This is a genomic window from Streptomyces sp. NPDC049627 (genome assembly GCF_044465645.1).
Taxonomy (GTDB): domain Bacteria; phylum Actinomycetota; class Actinomycetes; order Streptomycetales; family Streptomycetaceae; genus Streptomyces.
Genome location: NZ_JBITLW010000007.1, coordinates 137,107 through 161,376, shown reverse-complemented (window position 1 = coordinate 161,376; position 24,270 = coordinate 137,107). Strand labels below are relative to the sequence as shown.

Sequence of the window (24,270 nt, the reverse complement as noted above, 5' to 3'; positions counted from 1 at the left end):
CATCGGGCCAACAGCCCAAGTACCCGAAGAACCAGCCTTTCCGTCCAAAAGGCCCTTAGTGGCCGAAATCGGCCATACTGCCCATGAACAGTCTCTCGAGGACGACGGCGATGCCGTCGTCCTCGTTCGACAGGGTGATCTCGTCGGCGACCGCCTTGAGTTCGGGATGGGCGTTGGCCATGGCGACCCCGCGGGCGGCCCAGTCGAACATGGGGATGTCGTTGGGCATGTCACCGAAGGCGATGGTCTCCTGCGGGCCGAGACCGAGATGTTCGGCGGCGAGCGCGAGACCGGTCGCCTTGGTGATGCCGCATGGCTGGAGTTCGACGGTCCCGGGCCCCGACATGGTGACGGTGGCGAGGGAGCCGACCACCGAACGCGCCGTCGCCGCCAACTCGTCGTCCGACAGGCTGGGATGACGCAGCAGTACCTTGCTGATCGGCTCGCACCACAGGTCGTCGCGGTGCCGGACACGTACGGCGGGCAGGGTGGGGTGGGGCATCAGGTACCCGGGCTCGATGAGCGTGAGCCCGTCGACACCGTCCTGGTCGACGGCCGCGTACACCTGCCCGACCTCTGCCTCGATCTTGCCGAGCGCGGTCTCCGCCAACTCCCGGTCCAGGGTGACGGACCACAGCAGACCGTCCGCGCCGGCGTCGTACAACTGCGCGCCCTGTCCGCACACCGCGAGCCCCCCGCTGCCCAGTTCGTCGAGGAGCGGCCGCACTCTGGGTGCCGGCCGCCCCGTCACGACGAGGTGCTGGGCACCGGCCGCCGCCACCAGCGCGAGTGCGTCGATGGACCGGTCCGAGAGCGTGTCGTCGCCTCGGAGCAGCGTCCCGTCCAGGTCAGTGGCGATGAGTGAATATGCGATAGGTGCGGCCATGATCAGAGAATACGGACAGGACGCCCCATCGACTCGACGCGAACCGGACGGCTGCTGCGTTCACATGTGTTGACACCTGTTCCGGTTGCCGTGCTGGTTCCGCTTCTGCTTCCAGTCCTGTCCGCCTTTGTGCTTTCGGGCGACAACTGGCCTCCACTTGTTGCGATTTCACCCCCACGTGGTGCCTGCGGGCTCCTTGATGGTGGTGTTGATTCGGTTGAACATGTTGATGACGGCGATGGTGAGGATCAGCGCCGACAGCTCCTTCTCGTCGAAGTGGTCGGCCACTTCGTCCCAGAGCGCGTCCGGCACCGACTCGTGCGAACGGTCCGCGAGCCTCGTCATCGCCTCGGTCAGCTGCAGCGCGGCCCGCTCGGCGTCGGTGAACCAGGGCGCCTCACGCCAGGCGGAGACGGCGTCGATCCGCTCCTCGCTCACCCCTGCTTTGCGCAGGTTGCCCGCATGGCCGTGCACACAGGCACCGCACCCGTTGATCTGGCTGGCACGCAGCCCGACGATCTCGGCGAGCTCCTGATCCAGGCCGCCCTCACCGATGGCCTGCAGGAGGGTACCGATCCCCTTCCCCGCGCCGGAGAGGATGTACGCCGGGTTGGTCATCCGTGCCTGCATGGTTCGTGCCTGCATGGTTCGTGCCTCCTGTGTCCGTTGTCCGCGCTTCCGTCTTCACTGCACTGACGGAACCAAGGAAGCAGTTGTGACCGGCACACCGAAGATCTTTTTCGGAGGCCGTAACGTGTGGCCCGACCACATGGACACGGAGCGGATGAGAGTGAGGCAGCACCCCATGCCCCCCTTCGATCTCCCCGAGGGCGACCCCTTCGGCGCGCACAACCTTCCCTACGGCGTCTTCTCCCTCCCCGGCTCGGACTCCGCTCGCAGGGTCGGCGTCCGGCTCGGCGACCACGTCCTCGACGCGGGCAAGGCGGCCCACACGCTCGGCTCGCCGTACGCCCCACTGCTCGCCCAGGACTCCCTCAACCCGCTGCTCGCCGCGGGCCGCACCACCTGGTCGGACGTGCGGCGCGCCCTGACAGCGTGGGTGACGGTGCCGGCGCACCAGGAGGCCATCGCGGACCTCCTCCATCCGCTGTCCTCCGTGACCCTGCACCTCCCCTTCGAGGTCGCGGACTACGTCGACTTCTACGCCTCCGAGAACCACGCCCGCAACGTCGGCCAGATCTTCCGCCCGGACGCCGCGGACGCCCTGACCCCCAACTGGAAGCACCTGCCGATCGGTTACCACGGCCGCTCGGGCACGGTCGTCGTCTCCGGCACGGATGTCGTACGGCCGTCCGGCCAGCGCAAGGCCCCCACTGACCCGGCGCCGGTCTTCGGCCCCTCCGTACGCCTGGACATCGAGGCCGAGGTCGGCTTCGTGGTCGGCACACCGTCGCAGATGGGCGAACCGGTGGCGCTGGGCGACTTCCGCGAACACGTCTTCGGCCTGTGCCTGCTCAACGACTGGTCGGCCCGCGACATCCAGGCCTGGGAGTACGTCCCCCTCGGCCCGTTCCTCGGCAAGTCCTTCGCCACGTCGGTGTCGGCGTGGATCACCCCGCTGGACGCGCTGGAGGCGGCCCAGGTGACCCCGCCGGAGCGAACGCACCCCCTGCTGCCGTACCTCGACGACTCCGGCCCCGAAACCGAACCCGGCGGCTACGACCTGCGCATCTCGGTGGCCATCAACGGCCACGTCGTCTCCGAACCTCCCTTCTCCACCATGTACTGGACGGCCGCCCAGCAACTCGCCCACATGACCGTGAACGGCGCCTCCCTGCGCACCGGCGACCTGTACGGCTCGGGCACCGTCAGCGGCCCGACCGAACGCGAGCGCGGATCACTGCTGGAGCTGACGTGGAACGGCCGCGACCCTCTTGAACTCCCGGACGGCAAGCGGACGTTCCTGGAGGACGGCGACGTCGTGACCCTGTCCGCCTGGGCTCCGGGCCCGGGCGGGGTCCGGGTGGGCCTGGGCGAGGTCACGGGGCGGGTCGCGGCTGAGTGAGCCGGAGGGCCGAGAGCCGATCCCGGCCCCTGCGACTTCCGGACACCTCGATCCGACCGGGACCGGTCACCCGACCCGGGACCGGTCACCCGGCCCAACCACCGGCTCCCGCCCGCCGGTTCGCGGCCGCGGCACGGGGGGCCGGACGGGTAGGTGATCGGCCCCGGACAACGCATTCGGCGAGTCTTTCCCCCTGACTCCTGCGATGGTCACCGTCATACTGGCTGGCGGTGGGAAGCGAGCCGCACCCGGTCGTCGCGGCCCACCGCCTCGCACAGCCGCCCCCGCACGCTCCCTGACCAGGATCCGGAGCCCTTGGCATGACCGTCTGCCTGCTCCTGTTGAGCATCGTCGCCCTGACGGCCGCCGTACCCGTGCCGCGAGCGCTGACCCGCGCCGACTGGCCCGAACGGGAACCCGTCGTCGCGCTCTGGGTGTGGCAGTGCCTGGTCGCCACCGTCCTGCTGTGCTGCCTGACGGCACTGGCCCTGGGCACCGCCGCCGTCTTCAGCACGGTACGCACCCAGCTCTTCGCTCCCGCGCCGCCCTCGGTGACCGAGGCGTACGACCTCTCGGCCGCGCCCGCCTGGGCGGCCGCGCTCACCGTGCTGCTGGCCGGTGGTGCCGCCTGGACGACCGCGATGCTGGCCCGCGAACTAGTCGAGGCACGTCGGCGACGCGGCCGGGCCAGGGCCCATCTGCGCGAACGCGCCCCCGACCTGCCCGCCGGCCTGGGCTCGGCACGCGGCCCGCTGCTGGTGCTGGAGGACGAGTATCCGGACGCCTGGTGGATGCCCGGCAGCCCGCCGCAGTTGATCGTCACCACGGGCGCCGTGCACCGCCTGACCGACCACCAGCTCGACGCCGTCCTCACCCACGAACGTGGCCACGCCCAGGCCCGCCACGACTGGCTGCTGCACCTCTCCACCGCGCTTGCCACCGGTTTCCCCCGCATCCCGTTGTTCGCCCACTTCTGCGACCAGACCCACCGCCTGGTCGAACTGGCCGCCGACGACACCGCTTCCCGCCGCTGCGGTCACCTGACGACGGCCCTGGCCCTGATCGAGCTCAACCAGCACCGCGGCGTCCTGTCCTGCGCCAACAGCCACCGCCTTCTGGGCGAGCGGGTGGATCGGCTCCTGGAGCCGCCGCCGCGTCTGGGCCGCCGGCACAGGGCCATGACGACGGCGGTGGCATCGCTGGTGCCGTTGCTGCCGCTACTGATCGTTTTCGGGCCGGGGCTGAGTGCGTTGGCGTAGGCGGCGTCGGCCCTTCGGCTGCGGGCCGGTCAGGTCTGGTCGCGCCCCCGCCGCGGAGCCGCATATCGGTACAGCCCCGCGCCCCTACGGCCGCTCGTAGCTGCGGGCAGTCGTGCCGCCGGGGCGTCCCAGGTGGGCGCAGGCCGCACCCGGCCGACACCGGGGTGCGCGCTCCGCCGCCGACCGACGCAATCCCCGGGCATGCGCCATTCGCCGAGCCCTGCTCCCGACCCCCAGGCTGCCTCTAGGCCCAGTCCTCCGGCTCCGGCTCCATCTCGGGCCAGTCGTCCGCCTCGGCAGCCGGCACCTCCGCCCCCGACTCGCCCCGCTCCGAGGCCAGGACCTCCAGCACCCCCTCCCCGTACGTCGCCAGCTTCTTCTCCCCCACCCCGCTGATGCCGCCGAGCTCGCGCACCGACGCAGGCCACACCGTCACGATCTCCCGCAACGTCGCGTCATGGAAGATCACATACGCCGGAACCCCCTGCTCCCGAGCCTGCTCGGCTCGCCAGGCCCGCAGCGCCTCGAAAGCCGGCAGCAGGTCCTCCGGCAACTCGGCCACAGCCGCCTTCGCCTTGCGCTCACCGCGCCCGGAGCCCCCGGAACCCGAGCCCGATGCCGCCCGCGAGGTCACCGGCTTCTTCGGCTCCTTCCGCAGCGGCACCTCCCGCTCCCGCCGCAGCACGGACCCGCTGGCCTCCGTCAGCACGAGCGTCCCGTACTCCCCCTCTACGGCCAGCAGCCCCTGCGCCAGCAACTGCCGGACGACACCCCGCCATTCGCCCTCGCTCAGCTCCTCGCCGATGCCGAACACGGACAGCTGGTCATGATCGAACTGGATCACCTTGCCCGTACGCCGCCCCAGCAGAATGTCGACGATCTGCACCGCCCCGAACTTCTGCCCCCGCTCCCGCTGCAACCGCACCACCGTCGACAGCACCTTCTGCGCCGCGATCGTGCCGTCCCAGGTCTCCGGCGGCGTCAGGCAGGTGTCGCAGTTGCCGCAGCCCACCGGATCGGGGTCCTGGCCGAAGTAGGCGAGCAGCTGACCGCGCCGGCACTGAGCCGTCTCGCACAGCGCCAGCATCGCGTCCAGGTGCGCGGCGGCCCGGCGCCGGAACGCCTCGTCGCCCTCGCCCGACTGGATCAGCTTGCGCTGCTGTATGACGTCGTTGAGGCCGTAGGCCATCCAGGCCGTGGAGGGCAGTCCGTCACGGCCGGCGCGGCCCGTCTCCTGGTAGTAGCCCTCGACCGACTTGGGCAGGTCGAGGTGGGCGACGAAGCGGACGTCCGGCTTGTCGATGCCCATCCCGAAGGCGATGGTCGCCACCACGACCAGGCCCTCCTCGCGCAGGAAGCGGGACTGGTGCGCCGCGCGCGTGCCCGCGTCCAGACCCGCGTGGTACGGCACCGCCTCGATGCCGTTGCGGGTCAGGAACTCCGCCGTCGCCTCCACCGACTTGCGCGAGAGGCAGTAGACGATGCCCGCGTCGCCTTCGTGCTCCTGGCGCAGGAAACTCAGCAACTGCTTCTTGGGGTCGGCCTTCGGCACGATCCGGTACTGGATGTTGGGCCGGTCGAAGCTCGCCACGAAGTGCCGGGCCGTCGGCATGTTCAGCCGCTGGGTGATCTCCTCGTGCGTCGCCCGCGTGGCCGTCGCCGTGAGCGCGATCCGCGGGACGTCCGGCCAGCGCTCGCCGAGCAGCGAGAGGGCGAGGTAATCGGGGCGGAAGTCGTGGCCCCACTGGGACACGCAGTGCGCCTCGTCGATCGCGAAGACGGCGATCTTGCCGCGCGACAGCAGGTCCAGCGTCGAGTCGAGCCGCAGCCGCTCCGGGGCCAGGTAGAGCAGGTCGAGCTCGCCCGCCAGGAACTCCGCCTCCACGACCCGCCGCTCGTCGAAGTCCTGCGTGGAGTTGACGAACCCGGCGCGCACGCCGAGCGCCCGCAGCGCGTCCACCTGGTCCTGCATCAGTGCGATGAGCGGCGAGACGACGATTCCCGTACCCGGTCTGACCAGGGACGGAATCTGGTAGCACAGCGACTTCCCGCCACCGGTCGGCATGAGGACGACGGCGTCCCCGCCGGCCACCACATGCTCGATGACCGCTTCCTGCTCGCCCCGGAAGGCGTCGTACCCGAAGACCCGGTGCAACGTGGCCAGCGCCTCGCCGTCGCTCGCCGGTACCGCCTCGGTCACCCTTGGCATCTCACTGATCCCGCCCGTCGCACCCATCGCCATGTCCCCCGTACGTCGTCCCTCGACCACTGCCTCCACGATAGGGGCCGCCACGGACAGCGCCGGAGTTATCCACAGGCTGCCCGGCCCCCTTCCGTAATCGATCGGCTTTATTGCGTCATCGGTATGACTGCGCCCGCAGCGCGCACGGCGGCCCGGCACCCCCGAGAGGTGCCGGGCCGCCGTGGTCCAGGCAGGCGAGTGCCGGGTCAGCGCACGAACACGCCTGCCTGGCTCGCCAGGTCCAGGAAGTACTGCGGAGCCACACCCAGCACCAGGGTGACCGCCACACCGAGCCCGATCGCCGTCATCGTCAGCGGCGACGGCACCGCGACCGTCGGCCCCTCCGGCTTCGGCTCGCTGAAGAACATCAGCACGATGACGCGGATGTAGAAGAACGCAGCGATCGCGGACGAGATCACACCGACCACGACCAGCGGGCCCGCCCCGCCCTCCGCCGCCGCCTTGAACACGGCGAACTTCCCGGCGAAGCCGGACGTCAGCGGAATGCCGGCGAAGGCCAGCAGGAACACCGCGAACACGGCCGCCACCAGCGGCGAACGGCGGCCCAGGCCAGCCCACTTGGACAGGTGCGTCGCCTCGCCGCCGGCATCGCGCACCAGCGTCACCACCGCGAACGCGCCGATCGTCACGAACGAGTACGCGGCCAGGTAGAAGAGGACGGACGACACGCCGGACGGCGTGGCCGCGATGACACCCGCGAGGATGAATCCGGCGTGCGCGATCGACGAGTACGCCAGCAGCCGCTTGATGTCCGTCTGCGTGATCGCGACGATCGCACCGCCCAGCATGGTGACGATCGCGATGCCCCACATGACCGGCCGCCAGTCCCAGCGCAGCCCGGGCAGGACGACGTACAGGATGCGGAGCAGCGCACCGAAGGCGGCCACCTTCGTCGCGGCCGCCATGAAGCCGGTGACCGGCGTCGGCGCACCCTGGTAGACGTCGGGCGTCCACATGTGGAACGGCACCGCGCCCACCTTGAACAGCAGACCCATGACGATCATCGCGGCGCCGACGAGCAGCAGCGCGTCGTTGCCCATCGTGTCCGCGAGCGCCGGCGTCACGTCCGGGACCGTGCCGTCGACGACCTGCGCGATCGTCCCGTACGACACCGACCCCGCGTAGCCGTACAGCAGCGCGATGCCGAACAGCGTGAACGCGGACGCGAAGGCACCCAGCAGGAAGTACTTGACCGCGGCCTCCTGCGACATGAGCCGCTTGCGGCGGGCCAGCGCGCACATCAAGTACAGCGGCAGCGAGAAGACTTCCAGGGCGATGAACAGCGTCAGCAGGTCGTTCGCCGCCGGGAAGACCAGCATGCCGGCGATCGCGAACAGCAGCAGCGGGAACACCTCGGTCGTGGTGAACCCGGCCTTCACGGCGGCCTTTTCACTGTCGCTGCCCGGCACGGACGCCGCCTGTGCGGCGAAGGAGTCGACCCGGTTGCCGTGCGCCGCCGGGTCGAGTCGCCGTTCGGCGAACGTGAACAGGCCGACCAGGCCCGCCAGCAGGATCGTGCCCTGCAGGAAGAGGGCCGGTCCGTCAACGGCGATCGCGCCCATCGCGGCGATGCCCGACTTGGTCGTGGCGTATCCGCGGGCCGCCAGCGCCACGACCGCGGCGAAGGCCGCGACCAGCGCCACGACGGAGACGAACACCTGCGCGTAGTAGCGCGACCTGCGCGGGACGGCCGCCTCGATCAGCACCCCGACGACCGCCGCGCCGACGACGATCAGGGTGGGCGACAACTGTCCGTACTCGATCTTCGGCGCGTCGATCTTCGAGATCGGATCGGCCGCGGTTGTCCACAGGCTGTGGACGGCTGATGCGCTCACTTGGCCGCCTCCACCTCGGGCTGGGGGTCCTTCTTCTGTACGTCGGACATGGTCTGCTTGACCGCCGGGTTGACGATGTCCGTGACGGGCTTCGGGTAGACGCCCAGGAAGATCAGCAGTACGACCAGCGGGGCGACGACCACGAGTTCGCGCACCCTGAGGTCGGGCATCGCGGAGACCTCCGGCTTCACCGGGCCCGTCATCGTCCGCTGGTAGAGGACGAGGGTGTAGAGCGCGGCGAGGACGATGCCGAAGGTGGCGATGATGCCGATCACCGGGTAGCGCGTGAACGTGCCGACCAGGACGAGGAACTCACTCACGAAGGGCGCGAGTCCCGGCAGCGACAGGGTCGCCAGGCTGCCGATCAGGAAGGTGCCGGCGAGCACCGGGGCGACCTTCTGGACACCGCCGTAGTCGGCGATGAGCCGCGAGCCGCGCCGCGAGATCAGGAAGCCGGCGACCAGCATCAGCGCGGCCGTGGAAATGCCGTGGTTGACCATGTACAGCGTCGCGCCGGACTGGCCCTGGCTGGTCATCGCGAAGATGCCCATGATGATGAAGCCGAAGTGCGAGATCGACGCGTACGCCACCAGCCGCTTGATGTCCCGCTGGCCCACCGCGAGCAGCGCCCCGTAGACGATGCTGATGAGTGCCAGGACGAGAATCGTGGGCGTCGCCCACTTGCTCGCCTCCGGGAACAATTGGAGGCAGAAGCGGAGCATCGCGAAGGTGCCCACCTTGTCGACGACCGCCGTGATGAGCACGGCGACCGGGGCGGTGGACTCCTGCATGGCGTTGGGCAGCCAGGTGTGCAGCGGCCACAGCGGTGCCTTCACCGCGAAGGCGAAGAAGAAGCCGAGGAACAGCCAGCGTTCGGTGTTCGTCGCCATGTCGAGCGTGCCGTTGGCACGGGCCTCGGCGATCTCCTGGAGGCTGAAGTTCCCGGCGACCACGTACAGGCCGATCACCGCGGCCAGCATGATCAGACCGCCGACCAGGTTGTAGAGCAGGAACTTCACGGCCGCGTACGACCGTTGCGTCGACGCCGCCTTCTCGCCGTGCTCGTGGGCACGGTCCCCGAAGCCGCCGATGAGGAAGTACATCGGGATGAGCATGGCTTCGAAGAAGATGTAGAAGAGGAAGACGTCGGTGGCCTCGAAGGAGAGGATCACCATCGCCTCGACGGCCAGGATCAGGGCGAAGAAACCCTGCGTGGGCCGCCAGCGCGAGCTGCCGGTCTCCAGCGGGTCGGCGTCGTGCCAGCCCGCGAGGATGATGAACGGCATCAGCAGCGCCGTCAGCGCGATCAGCGCCACCGCGATGCCGTCCACGCCGAGCTCGTAGCGGACCCCGAAGTCCGCGATCCAGGCATGGGATTCGGTGAGCTGATAGCGGTCGCCGTCCGGGTCGAAGCGGACCAGGACGGTGATCGCGAGCGCGAGCGTGGCGAGCGAGAACAGCAGCGCCAGCCACTTGGCGGCGGTGCGCTGGGCGGCCGGTGCGGCGGCCGTGGCGATCGCCCCGAGCGCCGGGAGCACCGCCGTAGCTGTCAGCAGAGGAAAGGACATCGGTATCAGACCGCCCTCATCAGCAGGGTCGCGGCGATGAGGATCGCCGCACCGCCGAACATCGAGACCGCGTACGACCGTGCAAAGCCGTTCTGCAGCCTGCGCATCCGTCCGGACAGGCCGCCCATGGAGGCCGCCGTGCCGTTGACGACGCCGTCGACCAGGGTGTGGTCGACGTACACCAGGGAGCGCGTGAGGTGCTCGCCGCCGCGTACGAGGACGACGTGGTTGAAGTCGTCCTGGAGCAGGTCGCGCCGGGCGGCCCGGGTGAGCAGCGACCCGCGCGGGGCGACGACCGGGACCGGGCGACGGCCGTACTGGGCGTAGGCGATGGCCACGCCGATGACCATGCATGCGACGGTCGCGCCGGTGACGGCTCCCGCGCTGATCGGCGGGTTGCCGTGGGAGTGCCCGGTGATGGGCTCCAGCCAGTGCAGGAAGCGGTCGCCGATGCTGAAGAACGCACCGCCGGCCACCGACCCGACGGCCAGCACGATCATGGGGATCGTCATGACCTTGGGCGACTCGTGCGGGTGCGGCTCCGCGTGCTCGCCGCGCGTCTCGGCCGCGGGCTCCACGCTGGGCTCGGCCGGGGACGGTGTCGGGGTGTGGCGCCAGCGCTCTTCTCCGAAGAACGTCATCAGCATCACGCGCGTCATGTAGAACGCCGTGATGGCCGCGCCCAGCAGCGCGCAACCACCCAGGATCCAGCCCTCGGTGCCGCCCTTGGCGAACGCCGCCTCGATGATCTTGTCCTTGGAGAAGAAACCGGACAGGCCCGGGAAGCCGATGATCGCGAGGTAGCCGAGGCCGAAGGTGACGAAGGTGATCGGCATGTACTTGCGCAGGCCGCCGTACTTGCGCATGTCGACCTCGTCGTTCATGCCGTGCATGACCGAACCGGCGCCGAGGAACAGCCCGGCCTTGAAGAAGCCGTGCGTCACCAGGTGCATGATCGCGAACACGTAGCCGATGGGGCCGAGGCCCGCGGCGAGGATCATGTAGCCGATCTGCGACATGGTCGAGCCGGCCAGCGCCTTCTTGATGTCGTCCTTCGCGCAACCGACGATCGCACCGAAGAGGAGCGTGACCGCGCCGACGACGGTGACGACCAACTGCGCGTCCGGCGCGGCGTTGAAGATGGCTCCGGAGCGGACGATCAGGTAGACGCCCGCGGTCACCATCGTCGCGGCGTGGATGAGGGCCGAGACCGGGGTCGGGCCCTCCATCGCGTCCCCGAGCCAGGACTGCAGCGGCACCTGGGCGGACTTGCCGCAGGCGGCGAGCAGCAGCATCAGGCCGATGGCGGTCAGTTTGCCCTCGCTCGCGTCACCGACCAGGCCGACCTCCTCCTGCGTGCCGAGCACCGGCCCGAAGGCGAAGGTGCCGAACCACAGGAACATCAGCATGATCGCGATCGACAGGCCCATGTCGCCGACGCGGTTGACCAGGAATGCCTTCTTCGCGGCGGTGGCGGCGCTGGGCTTGTGCTGCCAGAAGCCGATCAGCAGATAGGACGCGAGACCGACGCCCTCCCAGCCGACGTACAGCAGCAGGTAGTTGTCGGCGAGGACGAGCAGCAGCATCGCCGCGAGGAACAGGTTCAGATAGCCGAAGAAGCGGCGGCGCCGCTCGTCGTGCTCCATGTACCCGACCGAGTACAGGTGGATCAGCGAGCCGACGCCGGTGATCAGCAGCACGAACGTCATCGACAGCTGGTCGAGGCGGAAGGCGACGTCCGCCTGGAAGCTCTCGACCTGGATCCAGCTGAACAGGTGCTGGGTGAGGGTCCGGTGCTCGGCGTCCTTGCCCAGCAGGTCGGCGAAGAGGACGACGCCGAAGGCGAAGGAGACGAACGACAGGAGCGTGCCGATCCACTGGCCGACGGCGTCGAGGCGCCGGCCGCCGCACAGCAGGACGGCCGCTCCGAGCAAGGGCGCCGCGATCAGCAGCGCAATCAGGTTCTCCACGATTCTTCCGACCCCTCAGAGCTTCATCAGGCTGGCGTCGTCGACCGAGGCCGAGTGGCGGGAACGGAACAGCGACACGATGATCGCCAGCCCGACGACGACCTCCGCGGCGGCGACGACCATCGTGAAGAAGGCGATGATCTGGCCGTCGAGATTGCCGTGCATCCGGGAGAAGGTGACGAGCGCGAGGTTGCAGGCGTTGAGCATGAGCTCGATGCACATGAACACGACGATCGCGTTGCGCCTGATCAGCACGCCCGTGGCGCCGATCGTGAAGAGCAGGCAGGCGAGGTAGAGGTAGTTGACCGGGTTCACTTCGACGCCTCCTCCGGCCGCTTGAAGGTCGACGGCTCGATCGCGGTCCGCTCCAGCCGCTCCTCCGCGCGCTGTTCCAGCGCCTTCAGGTCGTTGAGCGCCTCGGTGGACACGTCGCGGATCTGGCCGCGCTCACGCAGCGTCTTGCTGACGGTGAGCTCGGACGGGGTGCCGTCGGGCAGCAGGCCCGCGATGTCGACCGCGTTGTGCCGGGCGTAGACGCCGGGGGCCGGCAGCGGCGGGATGTACTTGCCTTCCCGGATGCGCTGTTCGGACAGCTCGCGCTGCGTCTTGGCGCGCTCGGTGCGCTCTCGGTGCGTGAGCAGCATGGCGCCGACGGTGGCGGTGATGAGCAGGGCGCCGGTGATCTCGAAGGCGAAGACGTACTGAGTGAAGAGGAGGTTCGCGAGACCTTCCACATTGCCGTTCGCGTTCGCCTGGCCGAGGCCGTTGAACTCCTTCAAGGAGGCGTTCCCGATACCTGCGATGAGCAGGATGCCGAAGCCGAGGCCGCAGAGAAGGGCCAGCCAGCGCTGGCCCTTGATGGTCTCCTTGAGGGAGTCCGCGGCCGTGACGCCGACGAGCATCACCACGAACAGGAAGAGCATCATGATCGCGCCGGTGTAGACGATGATCTGCACGACGCCCAGGAAGTAGGCGCCGTTGGCGAGGTAGAACACCGCCAGAACGATCATGGTCCCGGCGAGACAGAGCGCGCTGTGCACGGCCTTCTTCATGAAGACGGTGCACAGGGCGCCGATCACGGCGACGGTGCCGAGGATCCAGAACTGGACGGCCTCTCCGGTGGAGGTGGAGTAGGCGGCGAGCTGCTCGGTCATCGGCCGATCACCTTCTCGGACGCCGGCTCTTCCTCGCCGGAGGTCGCGGCGGCCTCCTGCGGGACCTCGCCCTTGGAGAGCGCGACCTGCTGGGTCGTACCCGGCGCGGCCTCCGTCACCAGACCCCGGTAGTAGTCCTGCTCGTCGGTCCCGGGATAGATGGCGTGGGGCGTGTCGACCATGCCGTCCTCAAGACCGGCGAGCAGTTGCTCCTTGGTGTAGATGAGGTTGGCGCGGCTGGAGTCGGCGAGCTCGAACTCGTTCGTCATCGTGAGCGCGCGCGTGGGGCACGCCTCGATGCACAGTCCGCACAGGATGCAGCGGGCGTAGTTGATCTGGTACACGCGGCCGTACCGCTCGCCCGGCGAGTACCGCTCCTCGTCGGTGTTGTCGGCGCCCTCCACATAGATGGCGTCGGCGGGGCAGGCCCAGGCGCACAGCTCGCAGCCGACGCACTTCTCCAGGCCGTCCGGATGGCGGTTGAGCTGGTGCCGTCCGTGGAAGCGCGGAGCGGTGGTCTTCTGCTGCTCCGGGTACTGCTCGGTCAGCCGCTTCTTGAACATGGCCTTGAAGGTCACGCCGAAGCCGGCCACGGGGTTCAGGAAACCGGGCTTGGTCTCCTTGGGCTCCTCAGCCATCGGACGCCTCCTTTCCATCCAGAGATCCGTCACTCTGAGTATCGGGCCCACCACTGACAATCAGCTCCCGCTCGCGGTGCGAGCGGCGCCGCGGCACCGGCGGAAGCTCCTGTCCGGGCAGGGGCGGTACGGGGAATCCGCCCGCCATCGCGTCGAAGCCGGCGGGTTCCTCGGCCGCCTGCGCGGCCGCCTTCGTCCGCTCGCGGAACATGTCCGCGACGAAGGACAGGAGCAGCAGCGCGAGGACGCCGCCGCCGACGTAGAGAGCGATGTCGGCGAAGTCGTAGTTCTCGTTGCGAAGAGTCCGCACGGTCGCGACGAGCATCAGCCAGACGACGGAGACCGGGATGAGGACCTTCCAGCCGAGCTTCATCAGCTGGTCGTAGCGGACGCGAGGCAGCGTGCCGCGCAGCCAGATGAAGAAGAAGAGCAGCAGCTGGACCTTGATCACGAACCAGAGCAGCGGCCACCAGCCGTGGTTCGCGCCCTCCCAGAAGGCGCTGACCGGGTACGGGGCCCGCCAGCCGCCCAGGAAGAGCGTCACCGACACGGCCGAGACCGTCACCATGTTCACGTACTCGGCGAGCATGAACATCGCGAACTTGATCGACGAGTACTCGGTGTTGAAGCCGCCGACCAGGTCGCCCTCGGACTCCGGCATGTCGAACGGGGCGCGGTTGGTCTCCCCGACCATCGTCACGATGTAGATCAGGAAGGACACCGGCAGCAGCACGACGTACCAGCGGTCCTGCTGCGCCTCCACGATCGTCGATGTCGACATCGACCCGGAGTAGAGGAAGACCGAGGCGAAGGCGGCGCCCATGGCGATCTCGTACGAGATCATCTGCGCGCAGGAACGCAGACCGCCGAGCAGCGGATACGTGGATCCAGAACTCCAACCCGCCAGCACGATGCCGTAGATGCCGACCGAGGCGACCGCGAGGATGTAGAGCATCGCGATCGGCAGGTCGGTGAGCTGCATCGTGGTGCGGTGGCCGAAGATCGAGATCTCGTTGCCGGCCGGGCCGAAGGGGATCACCGCGATCGCCATGAAGGCCGGGATGGCCGCGACGATCGGCGCGAGGATGTACACCACCTTGTCCGCGCGTTTGACGATGACGTCTTCCTTGAGCATCAGCTTGATGCCGTCGGCGAGCGACTGGAGCATGCCCCAGGGGCCGTGCCGGTTGGGGCCGATGCGCAGCTGCATCCAGGCGACGACCTTGCGCTCCCAGACGATGGAGAACAGCACGGTCACCATCAGGAAGGCGAAGCAGAACACCGCCTTGATGACGACCAGCCACCAGGGGTCGCGGCCGAACATCGAGAGGTCTTCAGCGGCGAGGTACGGGCTCATGCCTCCACCTCCTTGGGGGCCTCGCCGGCGAGCGTCGCCGGGCCGATGCGGACGAGTGAGCCGGGCAGCGCCCCGGTGTCGGAGGCGGCGCCGCCACCGGTGGAGTTCAGCGGGATCCACACCACCCGGTCGGGCATCTCCGTGATCTGCAGGGGCAGTTCGACGGCTCCGGAGGGACCGGTGACGGCCAGCAGGTCGCCGCCCTTGACGCCCGCCTCGGCAGCCGTGGCGGCCGACACGCGCGCGTAGGCGGCATGCCGGGTGCCGGCGAGCGCCTCGTCGCCCTCCTGGAGGAGGCCTTGGTCGAGCAGCAGCCGGTGCCCCGCGAGGACGGCCTCTCCGGCGGCCGGCCGGGGCAACGGGTTGGCGGTGGCCAGCGGTTCGGTGGCCCGCGGCCCGTCCCAGGGGCCGAGCCGGTCGATCTCCGCGCGCGCGGTACGCAGATCCGGCAGACCCAGGTGTACGTCCATGGCGTCGGCCAGCATCTGCAGCACGCGCGCGTCGGTGGGAGCCAGGCGGCGGGTCATCTGGTCGGGCTTGAGCGCGGCCTCGAAGAAGCGGACCCGGCCCTCCCAGTTGAGGAACGTGCCGGCCTTCTCCGCGACCGCCGCGACCGGAAGCACGACGTCGGCAAGCTCGGTCACCTCACCGGGCCGCAGCTCGAGCGACACCACGAAGCCCACCTCGGCGAGCGCCTCACGCGCGCGTGCCGGGTCGGGCAGGTCGGCGACCTCGACGCCCGCGACCAGCAGGGCCTGGAGTTCACCGGTCGCGGCCGCCTCGACGATCTGGCCGGTGTCACGGCCGTAGCGGTGCGGGAGGTCGGCCAGGCCCCAGACGGCGGCGACTTCTTCACGCGCGCGCGGGTCGGTCGCCGGACGCCCGCCCGGCAGCAGCGACGGCAGCGCACCGGCCTCGACGGCACCGCGCTCCCCCGCCCGGCGCGGGATCCACACCAGCTCGGCGCCGGTCGCGGTCGCGGCCCGTACGGCGGCGGTGAGCCCGCCCGCCACACCGGCCAGCCGCTCGCCGACGGCGATCACCGCGCCCTCGCTGCGCAGCGCCTCGGCCGCCTTGGTGCCGGCCTCGTCCAGGCCGACGCCGCTCGCGAGCGCGTCCAGCCACTCGGTCTCGGTGCCCGGGGCTGCCGGCAGCAGCGTTCCGCCGGCCTTCTCCAGGCCGCGCGTCGCGTGCGTGGCGAGCGAGAAGACCTTCTGGCCGTGCTTGCGCCAGGCCTTGCGCAGCCGCAGGAAGACGCCGGGCGCCTCCTCCTCGGACTCGAACCCGGCCAGCAGGACGGCCGGCGCCTTCTCCAGGGAGGCGTAGGTGACGCCCGTACCGTCGAGGTCGCGGCCGTGGCCCGCGACCCGGGCCGCCAGGAAGTCGGCCTCCTCGCCGCTGTGCAACCGCGCGCGGAAGTCGATGTCGTTGGTGTCGAGCGCCACGCGCGCGAACTTGCTGTACGCGTAGGCGTCCTCGACGGTGAGACGGCCGCCGGTCAGCACACCGGTCCGGCCGCGCGAGGCGAGCAGACCCTGGGCCGCGATCTGCAGCGCCTCCGGCCAGGAGGCCGGTTCCAGGTCGCCCTCGGCGTTGCGCACGAGCGGTGTCTGAAGCCGGTCGCGCTGCTGGGCGTAGCGGAACGCGAACCGGCCCTTGTCGCAGATCCACTCCTCGTTGACCTCGGGGTCGTAGGCGGCGAGCCGCCGCATGACCTTGCCGCGTCGGTGGTCCGTGCGCGTCGCGCAGCCGCCGGAGCAGTGCTCGCAGACCGACGGCGAGGAGATGAGGTCGAAGGGGCGGGAGCGGAACCGGTACGCCGCCGAGGTGAGCGCGCCGACCGGGCAGATCTGGATGGTGTTGCCGGAGAAGTACGACTCGAACGGGTCGCCCTCACCGGTCCCGACCTGCTGGAGCGCGCCGCGCTCGAGCAGCTCGATCATCGGGTCGCCCGCGACCTGGTTGGAGAACCGGGTGCAGCGGGCGCACAGCACGCACCGCTCGCGGTCGAGCAGCACCTGCGTCGAGATGGGGACGGGCTTCTCGTACGTCCGCTTCCTTCCCTCGAAGCGGGACTCGGCGTGCCCGTGCGACATGGCCTGGTTCTGCAGCGGGCACTCGCCGCCCTTGTCGCAGACGGGGCAGTCCAGCGGGTGGTTGATGAGCAGGAGCTCCATCACACCCTTCTGGGCCTTCTCCGCGACCGGCGAGGTGAGGTGCGTCTTCACGACCATGCCGTCGGTGCAGGTGATGGTGCAGGACGCCATCGGCTTGCGCTGGCCCTCGACCTCGACGATGCACTGGCGGCAGGCGCCGGCCGGGTCGAGGAGGGGGTGGTCGCAGAAGCGGGGGATCTCGATGCCGAGCTGCTCGGCGGCCCGGATGACCAGGGTGCCCTTGGGCACGCTGATCTCGATGCCGTCGATCGTCAGCGTCACGAGATCTTCCGGCGGGACCGCCGCCTCTCCCCCTCCCGAGGGAGCATTGGTGGTCACGGTCATGCGTTCACCTCCGTGCGGTGATCGGCCCAGGCCGTCGACTTGGCCGGGTCGAAGGGGCAGCCACGGCCCGTGATGTGCTGCTCGTACTCCTCGCGGAAGTACTTCAGCGAGGAGAAGATCGGCGAGGCGGCGCCGTCGCCGAGGGCGCAGAAGGACTTGCCGTTGATGTTGTCGGCGATGTCGTTCAGCTTGTCGAGGTCACTCATCACGCCCTTGCCGGCCTCGATGTCGCGCAGCAACTGCACGAGCCAGTACGTGCCTTCGCGGCAGGGTGTGCACTTGCCGCAGGACTCGTGGGCGTAGAACTCGGTCCAGCGGGTGACGGCGCGTACGACGCAGGTCGTCTCGTCGAAGCACTGGAGCGCCTTGGTGCCGAGCATGGAACCCGCGGCGCCCACTCCTTCGTAATCAAGAGGGACGTCGAGGTGCTCGTCGGTGAACATCGGGGTCGAGGAGCCGCCCGGCGTCCAGAACTTCAGCCGGTGCCCGGGGCGCATTCCGCCGCTCATCTCCAGCAACTGGCGGAGTGTGATGCCGAGCGGGGCCTCGTACTGACCGGGGTTGGCGACATGGCCGCTGAGCGAGTAGAGCGTGAAGCCCGGGGACTTCTCGCTGCCCATCGACCGGAACCATTCTTTGCCCCGATTCAGAATCGCGGGAACCGAGGCGATCGACTCGACGTTGTTCACAACAGTCGGGCAGGCGTAGAGACCTGCCACCGCAGGGAAGGGGGGACGGAGCCGCGGTTGACCACGGCGGCCTTCGAGCGAGTCGAGCAGTGCGGTCTCCTCACCGCAGATGTACGCGCCCGCGCCCGCGTGCACGGTGAGTTCGAGGTCGAGGCCACTGCCGAGGATGTTCTCGCCGAGGTAGCCGGCCGCATAGGCCTCGCTCACGGCCGAGTGCAACCGCCGCAGCACGGGGACGACTTCACCACGCAGATAGATGAAGGCATGCGACGACCTGATGGCATAACAGGCGATGACAATGCCCTCGATGAGGCTATGCGGGTTCGCGAAGAGGAGCGGGATGTCCTTGCAGGTTCCGGGCTCCGATTCGTCGGCGTTGACAACTAGATAGTGCGGTTTTCCATCACCCTGGGGAATGAACTGCCATTTCATTCCCGTCGGGAATCCCGCGCCGCCGCGCCCGCGCAGACCGGAGTCCTTGACGTACGCGATCAGGTCGTCCGGCGACATGGCGAGCGCCTTGCGGAGTCCCTCGTACCCTTCGTGCCTTCGGTAGACGTCCAGCGTCCAGGACCTGTCCTCGTCCCAGAAGGCCGACAGCACGGGTGCGAGCAGCTTCTCGGGGCTGTTTTCCTTCAGTTCGGGTGCCAACGTCATCACTCCCCCTCCTCGGCGACAGGCCCTGCCGGGTGGGCTGGGTCGGACGCGGACGTCTTCTGCGGCGCGTCGTGCGAGCTGAGGTGTTCAGTCGGCGACGGTTCGTGCACTGCCCTGTCCTGCGGTCCCCTGTGCGGGCCGCCCTCCCGCGGATGGACCACGCGCGCGGGTGCGGTCTCTCCCCTGGCCAGGCGGAGGCCCACCAGTGACGCCGGTCCCGCACTGCCGCTCTCCTCGACGGCCCCGGGCCGCTCGTCGGGGAAGCCGGCCAGGATCCGCGCGGTCTCCTTGAAGGTGCACAGCCGCGCCCCACGCGTCGGCTCGACGGCCCGCCCCGCGCGCAGGTCGTCCACGAGGCGCTTGGCGCTCGCCGGGGTCTGGTTGTCGAAGAACTCCCAGTTGACCATCACGACGGGCGCGAAGTCGCAGGCCGCGTTGCACTCGATGTGCTCCAGGGTGACCTTGCCGTCGTCGGTGGTCTCGCCGTTGCCGACGCCCAGGTGTTGCTGGAGTTCCTCGAAGATCGCGTCACCGCCCATCACCGCGCACAGGGTGTTGGTGCAGACGCCCACCTGGTAGTCACCGCTCGGCTTGCGCCGGTACATGGTGTAGAAGGTGGCGACCGCGGTGACCTCGGCCGTGGTCAGGTCGAGCACGTCCGCGCAGAACTGCATCCCGGTGCGCGTGACATGGCCCTCCTCCGCCTGTACGAGGTGCAGCAACGGCAGGAGGGCGGACCGGGAGTCCGGGTAGCGGGCGATGATCTCGCGCGCGTCCGCCTCCAGCCGGGCTCGAACGTCGTCCGGGTAGGCGGGCGCGGGCAGTTGGGGCATGCCCAGGCTGACGCCCCGCTCGGAAGAAGAGGTGGTCACCGGTCGACGCCTCCCATCACGGGGTCGATGGACGCGACGGCGACGATGACGTCGGCGACCTGGCCGCCCTCGCACATCGCCGCCATGGCCTGCAGGTTGGTGAAGGACGGGTCGCGGAAGTGGACCCGGAAGGGGCGGGTGCCGCCGTCGGACACGGCGTGCACCCCGAGCTCGCCCTTGGGCGACTCGACCGCCGCGTACGCCTGTCCCGGCGGGACGCGGAAGCCCTCGGTGACCAGCTTGAAGTGGTGGATCAGGGCCTCCATGGAGGTGCCCATGATCTTCTTGATGTGGTCGAGGGAGTTGCCGAGCCCGTCCGGTCCCAGGGCGAGCTGGGCGGGCCAGGCGATCTTCTTGTCGGCGACCATGACCGGTCCCGGCTGCAGCCGGTCCAGGCACTGTTCGATGATCCCGAGCGACTGGCGCATCTCCTCCAGGCGGATCAGGAAGCGCCCGTAGGAGTCGCAGGTGTCGGCGGTCGGGATCTCGAAGTCGTAGGTCTCGTAGTCGCAGTACGGCTGCGTCTTGCGCAGGTCGTGCGGCAGGCCGGTGGAGCGCAGGATCGGACCGGTGGCGCCGAGGGCCATGCAGCCGGCCAGGTCGAGATAGCCGACGTCCTGCATGCGGGCCTTGAAGATGGGGTTCCCGGTGGCGAGCTTGTCGTACTCCGGGAGGTTCTTCTTCATCTTCTTCACGAACTCGCGGATCTGGTCCACCGCGCCGGGCGGCAGGTCCTGGGCGAGTCCGCCGGGCCGGATGTACGTGTGGTTCATGCGCAGGCCCGTGACCAGCTCGTAGATGTCGAGAATCATTTCACGATCACGGAATCCGTAGATCATGATCGTGGTGGCGCCGAGCTCCATGCCGCCGGTGGCGATGCACACCAGGTGGGAGGAGAGCCGGTTCAGCTCCATGAGGAGCACCCGGATGATCTTGGCGCGCTCGGTGATCTGGTCCTCGATGCCGAGGAGCTTCTCGACGGCGAGACAGTAGGCGGTCTCGTTGAAGAAGGACGTCAGGTAATCCATGCGCGTCACGAATGTGGTGCCCTGCGTCCAGGTCCGGTACTCGAGGTTCTTCTCGATGCCGGTGTGGAGATAGCCGATGCCGCAGCGGGCCTCGGTGACGGTCTCGCCCTCGATCTCCAGGATGAGGCGCAGCACTCCGTGGGTGGAGGGGTGCTGGGGGCCCATGTTGACGACGATGCGTTCGTCGTCGGCGCGGGCCGCGGACTCGACGACCTCGTCCCAGTCGCCACCGGTGACCGTGTAGACGGTGCCCTCGGTGGTTTCGCGGGCGGCTGCTGACTGCGTGCTCACGAGTACGACCTCCGCTGGTCCGGAGCCGGGATCTGGGCGCCCTTGTACTCGACGGGGATGCCGCCGAGGGGGTAGTCCTTGCGCTGCGGGTGGCCCTGCCAGTCGTCCGGCATCATGATCCGCGTCAGGGCCGGGTGACCGTCGAAGACGATGCCGAAGAAGTCGTAGGTCTCGCGCTCGTGCCAGTCGTTCGTCGGGTACACGGAGACCAGCGACGGGATCTTCGGGTCGCTGTCGGGGGCGCTGACTTCGAGGCGGATCAGCCGGTTGTGGGTGATCGAGCGCAGGTGGTAGACGGCGTGCAGCTCGCGTCCCTTGTCGTTCGGGTAGTGGACGCCGCTGACGCCGGTGCACAGTTCGAAGCGCAGGGCCGGGTCGTCGCGCAGGGTGCGGGCGACGCGGACGAGGTGCTCGCGTTCGATGTGGAAGGTGAGTTCGCCGCGGTCGACGACCGTCTTCTCGATGGCGTTGTCGGGCAGGAGGCCCTGCTCCTCCAGCGCGCCCTCGAGTTCGTCGGCGACCTCGTCGAACCAGCCGCCGTACGGCCTGCTCGCCGGTCCCGGGAGCCGGACCGAGCGGACCAGGCCGCCGTAGCCGGAGGTGTCGCCGCCGTTGTTGGCGCCGAACATGCCGCGCTGGACGCGGATCTCCTCGCCGCCCTGGCCACGCTGGCCGGGGAGGTTGGAGGCGGAGAGGTCCTTCTCGGGGTTGACCCCGTTCGACCCGTTCGCCCCGTTGGTGCCGTTGGCGTCGCTCACCGCAGCAGCCCCTTCATCTCGATCGTGGGCAGGGCCTTGAGCGCCGCTTCCTCCGCCTCCCGGGCCGCCTCCTCGGCGTTCACGCCGAGCTTGGAGGTCTGGATCTTCTGGTGCAGCTTGAGGATGGCGTCCATCAGCATCTCCGGCCGTGGCGGGCAGCCGGGGAGATAGATGTCGACCGGGACGATGTGGTCGACGCCCTGGACGATCGCGTAGTTGTTGAACATGCCGCCCGAGGAGGCGCAGACCCCCATGGAGATCACCCACTTGGGGTTCGGCATCTGGTCGTAGACCTGCCTGAGCACCGGCGCCATCTTCTGGCTGACCCGGCCGGCGACGATCATCAGGTCGGCCTGGCGCGGGGATCCGCGGAAGACCTCCATGCCGAAGCGCGCCAGGTCGTAGCGGCCGGCGCCGGTGGTCATCATCTCGATGGCGCAGCAGGCGAGGCCGAAGGTGGCCGGGAAGACGGACGCCTTGCGCACCCAGCCCGCGGCCTGCTCGACGGTGGTCAGCAGGAATCCGCTCGGCAGCTTTTCTTCGAGTCCCATGTCGTTAAAGGCCCCTCAGTCCCATTCCAGGCCGCCGCGCCGCCATACGTACGCGTACGCGACGAAGACGGTGAGCACGAAGAGCAGCATCTCCACGAGCCCGAAAACACCCAGGGCGTCGAAGGTGACGGCCCAGGGGTAGAGGAAGACGATCTCGATGTCGAAGACGATGAAGAGCATCGCCGTCAGGTAGTACTTGATGGGGAAGCGCCCGCCGCCGGCCGGCGTGGGGGTCGGCTCGATACCGCACTCATAGGCCTCGAGCTTGGCCCGGTTGTACCGCTTCGGACCGATCAGCGTGGCCATGACCACGGAGAAGATCGCAAAGCCTGCCCCGAGGGCTCCCAGTACGAGGATGGGCGCATACGCGTTCACCGCTCCTCGCTCCTCTCAGTCGGCACTGACTGCTGGCGGTTGCACTGGGCTCACAGCCGCCTCACCAGTCCCACGAGCCCCGCTCGTCCCGGCGAAGATCGAGAACATGTGAAGCAGGTCACAAGCCCAACTGCCTCGCATCTTATGCCCGCCACTCTGTGATCTGCGACACGGGGTATTGCACAAGCTTTGTGATCTCCACCACCTGACGAAGGATCATGAAGCCGGAGGAGTGGCGATCTTCCTACGAGAAGCGTCCGAGTGATCACCAGAGGTGACATTTTCGCTCGTCGGCGCAGCTCGGAGGGGGCGTCTCCATATCAAGAGAGTTCTCTTGCATGCAAATTGGTGCTGGACGGGATGTCTTGATAGAGGCCCCGTTCACACATCGGAGGGAGCTTCGGAGCGGGATGTGGACGCGTGCACGCGTTCACGAGCGGCAGCGAGCGAGATCCGGGCACAGGACGCACACGTGGTCGTAATCGTTGCGTGACCTCCACCACATCAATGCGAGACCCTGAGAACCGGGCTTGGCCACCTGTCCCAACCAGTGGTAAGCGATGGGCAATTCGGACTTAATGATGAAAGGCCGTGATCACGGGCCGAATCGAGGGAGTCCGCAATGTCCGTTACGGCGTCAATAAAGAGCGGCGCGCCCGGTATTCGAGGCCGCGATTGAGCAATTGTGGCGCAGCACACGTTTCTTGAAGGTATGGAGGAGCCCCTGATACCGGTTGTTCTCATGTCCCACACCGCTCACATACGCAGCCACCGGAAACCCCGCCGCACCGCGTCGACGACCATCGCGATGCGCGCCGGAGTTGCCGGTGGCGTCCTCAGCATGGCAGCGGCAGGTGCATCGGCCACGGCGAACGCCGCCGAGCCGGTGACGCAGACCATCGAACTGCCCACCCTCACGGGTGAGCTGGCCGACCAGCTCGCCCAGTCCGCGGACGCCACTCAGCTGGCGGCGGCGAACTACGAGCTCGACGCCGAGCGTGACGCGGCTGCCGCAGCGGCGGCCAAGGAAGCCAAGAAGGACCTCGCCGAGGCGAAGAAGAAGGCCGAGGCCAAGAAGAAGGCCGAGGAGGCCCGCAAGGCCGCCGCAGAGGCCGCCGCCTCGCGCTCCTCCGAGCGGGCCACCCTGTCCGCCTCCGCGAGCACGAGCGTGTCCGCTCCCGCCAGCGGCAGCGTCGCGACGGTGATCTCCTTCCTCAAGGCTCAGCTGGGCGACGCGTACGTCATGGGTGCCACCGGCCCCAACGCGTGGGACTGCTCCAGCCTGGTCCAGGCCGCGTTCAAGCAGGTCGGCGTCGACCTGCCGCGGGTCTCGCAGGACCAGTCGATGGCCGGCACCGACATCCCGCTCTCGCAGATCCAGGTCGGCGACATCCTGTACTGGGGCGGCAAGGGCTCCGCGTACCACGTGGGCGTCTACATCGGGAACGGCCAGTACCTGGACGCGGCCAACCCCTCCAAGGGCGTCGTCATCCAGGACCTTTCCGGGTACCCGGCGTCGGGTGCCGTGCGCGTGCTCTGAGCCGTACGGTTTTTGGAAGGGCCGCAGCCGCTCGGGGGCAGCGGCCCTTCTG

At 69.0% G+C, this 24,270-nt stretch carries 20 protein-coding genes; 3 read left to right on the top strand and 17 right to left on the bottom strand.

All coding sequences use genetic code 11. From position 1 onward, the window contains the following. Positions 1-55: 55 nt before the first annotated feature. Together ACIBU0_RS20340 and ACIBU0_RS20335 are read right to left on the bottom strand one after the other, a co-directional pair. A complete protein-coding gene (locus ACIBU0_RS20340) occupies positions 56-886 on the bottom strand; it encodes an HAD family hydrolase (RefSeq protein WP_398820047.1) in 831 nt (276 codons plus the stop codon). A 168-nt stretch (positions 887-1,054) separates the two neighbouring features. Further along, positions 1,055-1,516 (bottom strand): carboxymuconolactone decarboxylase family protein, encoded by a 462-nt coding sequence (locus ACIBU0_RS20335; RefSeq protein WP_398820837.1) that lies wholly within the window; start codon positions 1,514-1,516, stop codon positions 1,055-1,057. Positions 1,517-1,691: 175 nt separating this feature from the next. Between ACIBU0_RS20335 and fahA the strand changes: the two genes are divergently transcribed. After that, positions 1,692-2,912 carry a fumarylacetoacetase gene (gene fahA, locus ACIBU0_RS20330; RefSeq protein ID WP_398820045.1) on the top strand — a complete coding sequence of 407 codons (1,221 nt, stop codon included), beginning with the start codon at positions 1,692-1,694 and terminating at the stop codon, positions 2,910-2,912. A gap of 320 nt (positions 2,913-3,232) precedes the next feature. Continuing rightward, the gene (locus tag ACIBU0_RS20325) at positions 3,233-4,171 is read left to right on the top strand and encodes a M56 family metallopeptidase (RefSeq protein WP_398820042.1); all 939 of its coding nucleotides are present in this window, start codon (positions 3,233-3,235) and stop codon (positions 4,169-4,171) included. A gap of 244 nt (positions 4,172-4,415) precedes the next feature. On the opposite strand, the gene recQ is transcribed toward ACIBU0_RS20325, so the two are convergent. The 15 genes from recQ to ACIBU0_RS20250 form a co-directional block, all read right to left on the bottom strand. Beyond that, on the bottom strand, positions 4,416-6,407 hold the full coding sequence (gene recQ, locus ACIBU0_RS20320; protein WP_398820835.1) for a DNA helicase RecQ: 1,992 nt from the start codon (positions 6,405-6,407) through the stop codon (positions 4,416-4,418). A gap of 212 nt (positions 6,408-6,619) precedes the next feature. Next, positions 6,620-8,269, bottom strand: coding sequence for an NADH-quinone oxidoreductase subunit NuoN (nuoN, locus tag ACIBU0_RS20315; RefSeq protein ID WP_398820039.1), 1,650 nt, complete (start codon positions 8,267-8,269; stop codon positions 6,620-6,622). Further along, positions 8,266-9,837 (bottom strand): NADH-quinone oxidoreductase subunit M, encoded by a 1,572-nt coding sequence (locus tag ACIBU0_RS20310; protein ID WP_398820036.1) that lies wholly within the window; start codon positions 9,835-9,837, stop codon positions 8,266-8,268. Before ACIBU0_RS20310 ends, nuoN begins: the two co-directional genes overlap by 4 nt. Positions 9,838-9,842: 5 nt before the next feature. After that, entirely contained in the window at positions 9,843-11,807 is a 1,965-nt protein-coding gene (gene nuoL / locus ACIBU0_RS20305; protein WP_398820033.1) for an NADH-quinone oxidoreductase subunit L, read from the bottom strand. 15 nt (positions 11,808-11,822) lie between these two features. After that, positions 11,823-12,122, bottom strand: a complete 300-nt coding sequence (gene nuoK, locus ACIBU0_RS20300) for an NADH-quinone oxidoreductase subunit NuoK (protein WP_398820030.1) — start codon at positions 12,120-12,122, stop codon at positions 11,823-11,825. Then, positions 12,119-12,961 (bottom strand): NADH-quinone oxidoreductase subunit J, encoded by an 843-nt coding sequence (locus tag ACIBU0_RS20295; RefSeq protein WP_398820027.1) that lies wholly within the window; start codon positions 12,959-12,961, stop codon positions 12,119-12,121. The genes nuoK and ACIBU0_RS20295 overlap by 4 nt, the downstream gene beginning before the upstream one ends. Continuing rightward, complete coding sequence (nuoI, locus tag ACIBU0_RS20290; RefSeq protein WP_398820024.1) at positions 12,958-13,599, bottom strand: NADH-quinone oxidoreductase subunit NuoI; 642 nt, start codon at positions 13,597-13,599, stop codon at positions 12,958-12,960. Before nuoI ends, ACIBU0_RS20295 begins: the two co-directional genes overlap by 4 nt. After that, positions 13,592-14,956, bottom strand: a complete 1,365-nt coding sequence (nuoH, locus tag ACIBU0_RS20285; RefSeq protein WP_398820021.1) for an NADH-quinone oxidoreductase subunit NuoH — start codon at positions 14,954-14,956, stop codon at positions 13,592-13,594. Before nuoH ends, nuoI begins: the two co-directional genes overlap by 8 nt. Continuing rightward, positions 14,953-17,457 carry an NADH-quinone oxidoreductase subunit G gene (locus tag ACIBU0_RS20280; RefSeq protein WP_398820018.1) on the bottom strand — a complete coding sequence of 835 codons (2,505 nt, stop codon included), beginning with the start codon at positions 17,455-17,457 and terminating at the stop codon, positions 14,953-14,955. The genes nuoH and ACIBU0_RS20280 overlap by 4 nt, the downstream gene beginning before the upstream one ends. After that, positions 17,454-18,803, bottom strand: a complete 1,350-nt coding sequence (gene nuoF, locus ACIBU0_RS20275) for an NADH-quinone oxidoreductase subunit NuoF (RefSeq protein ID WP_398820015.1) — start codon at positions 18,801-18,803, stop codon at positions 17,454-17,456. The genes ACIBU0_RS20280 and nuoF overlap by 4 nt, the downstream gene beginning before the upstream one ends. Further along, positions 18,803-19,675, bottom strand: a complete 873-nt coding sequence (nuoE, locus tag ACIBU0_RS20270; protein WP_398820012.1) for an NADH-quinone oxidoreductase subunit NuoE — start codon at positions 19,673-19,675, stop codon at positions 18,803-18,805. The genes nuoF and nuoE overlap by 1 nt, the downstream gene beginning before the upstream one ends. After that, a complete protein-coding gene (locus ACIBU0_RS20265) occupies positions 19,672-20,994 on the bottom strand; it encodes an NADH-quinone oxidoreductase subunit D (RefSeq protein WP_398820009.1) in 1,323 nt (440 codons plus the stop codon). The genes nuoE and ACIBU0_RS20265 overlap by 4 nt, the downstream gene beginning before the upstream one ends. Continuing rightward, positions 20,991-21,752 (bottom strand): NADH-quinone oxidoreductase subunit C, encoded by a 762-nt coding sequence (locus ACIBU0_RS20260; RefSeq protein ID WP_398820007.1) that lies wholly within the window; start codon positions 21,750-21,752, stop codon positions 20,991-20,993. Before ACIBU0_RS20260 ends, ACIBU0_RS20265 begins: the two co-directional genes overlap by 4 nt. Continuing rightward, positions 21,749-22,303 (bottom strand): NADH-quinone oxidoreductase subunit B family protein, encoded by a 555-nt coding sequence (locus ACIBU0_RS20255; RefSeq protein ID WP_003998928.1) that lies wholly within the window; start codon positions 22,301-22,303, stop codon positions 21,749-21,751. Before ACIBU0_RS20255 ends, ACIBU0_RS20260 begins: the two co-directional genes overlap by 4 nt. A 15-nt stretch (positions 22,304-22,318) precedes the next feature. Further along, entirely contained in the window at positions 22,319-22,678 is a 360-nt protein-coding gene (locus ACIBU0_RS20250) for an NADH-quinone oxidoreductase subunit A (protein ID WP_007383963.1), read from the bottom strand. A 712-nt stretch (positions 22,679-23,390) separates the two neighbouring features. Here ACIBU0_RS20250 and ACIBU0_RS20245 point away from each other — a divergent pair. Continuing rightward, entirely contained in the window at positions 23,391-24,218 is an 828-nt protein-coding gene (locus tag ACIBU0_RS20245) for a C40 family peptidase (RefSeq protein WP_398820003.1), read from the top strand. Positions 24,219-24,270: the final 52 nt, after the last annotated feature.